Origin of the sequence: Pseudomonas sp. Sample_24, from assembly GCF_004307605.1 — a bacterium.
Lineage (GTDB): Bacteria > Pseudomonadota > Gammaproteobacteria > Pseudomonadales > Pseudomonadaceae > Aquipseudomonas.
The window spans coordinates 1-1,372 of record NZ_RCNW01000391.1; the positions used below are offsets into that span (position 1 = coordinate 1).

Annotated in this window: 2 protein-coding genes; both read left to right on the forward strand. The window is 58.7% G+C overall.

Annotated elements, in window-relative coordinates; genetic code table 11:
* The coding region (locus D8V06_RS22685) for a DNA gyrase C-terminal beta-propeller domain-containing protein (RefSeq protein WP_277751311.1) at positions 1-404 on the forward strand (404 nt) is incomplete at its 5' end.
* 252 nt (positions 405-656) lie between these two features.
* Positions 657-1,372: 3-phosphoserine/phosphohydroxythreonine transaminase (gene serC / locus D8V06_RS22690; protein ID WP_130931854.1), on the forward strand; the 716-nt coding region annotated here is incomplete at its 3' end.

Genomic DNA, 1,372 nt, shown 5'->3' on the forward strand with positions numbered 1-1,372 from the left:
GCGGTTATGGCAAGCGCACCGCGATCACCGAGTTCCCTGAGTACAAGCGTGGCGGTCAGGGCGTAATCGCCATGGTCAGCAACGAGCGTAACGGTCGTCTGGTCGGCGCGGTGCAGGTGCTCGATGGCGAGGAAATCATGCTGATTTCCGACCAGGGCACGCTGGTGCGTACTCGCGTCGACGAAGTCTCCAGCCTGGGCCGTAACACTCAGGGCGTGACCCTGATCAAACTGGCCAATGACGAAACACTGGTCGGCCTGGAACGGGTTCAGGAGCCTTCGGAAGTCGAGGGCGAAGAGCTGGAAGGTGAAGAGGGTGCAGTGTTCGAAGGTGACGTCGTAATCAATGATGTCGCCGACGACCAGCAGCTCGACGCCGCCGCTGACGAAGAACCACAGGAATAAGCGGGTAAACAGGGGGCGGATGAGAATTCGCCCCCTTGTTGTTTGTCCGGTATGAAAATCTGCAACACTGCGAATGATCGTTCCCACGCTCCGCGTAATGATCGCTCCCACGCTCCGCGTGGGAGCGCATCCAATGACGCTCTGCGTCATGGGACGCGGAGCGTCCCCAGCGACATTCCCACGCAGAGCGTGGGAACGATCATTCGCAGACCAAAAGATTCAAGTGACCACCAGATCAGAGCGAGATTGGATGTGAGCAAGAGAGCCTATAACTTCTGTGCCGGTCCTGCGGCGCTTCCCGAAGCTGTCCTGAAGCGCGCCCAGGGTGAACTTCTCGATTGGCACGGCAAGGGCCTGTCGGTCATGGAAATGAGCCATCGCAGCGATGAGTTCGTGTCCATTGCCACCAAGGCAGAGCAGGATCTGCGTGATCTGCTGAATATCCCCTCGAACTATAAAGTGCTGTTCCTGCAAGGCGGCGCCAGCCAGCAATTTGCGCAGATTCCGCTGAACCTGTTGCCGGAAAACGGCTCTGCCGATTATATCGACACCGGTATCTGGTCGCAGAAAGCCATCGAAGAAGCTTCGCGCTATGGTCACGTGAACGTCGCCGCGACCGCCAAGCCTTACGATTACTTCGCCATTCCCGGCCAGAACGAATGGAAGCTGTCGAAAGACGCGGCCTACGTTCACTACGCACCGAACGAAACCATCGGCGGCCTGGAATTCCAGTGGATTCCGGAAACCGGTGATGTTCCGCTGGTGGCCGACATGTCCTCGGACATCCTGTCTCGCCCGGTGGATGTTTCCCGTTTCGGCATGATCTACGCCGGCGCGCAGAAAAACATCGGCCCGAGCGGCATCGTCGTCAACATCGTGCGCGAAGACCTGCTGGGTCACGCCCGTTCGCTGTGCCCGACCATGCTCAACTACAAGGTCGCGGCCGATAACGGCTCGATGTACAACAC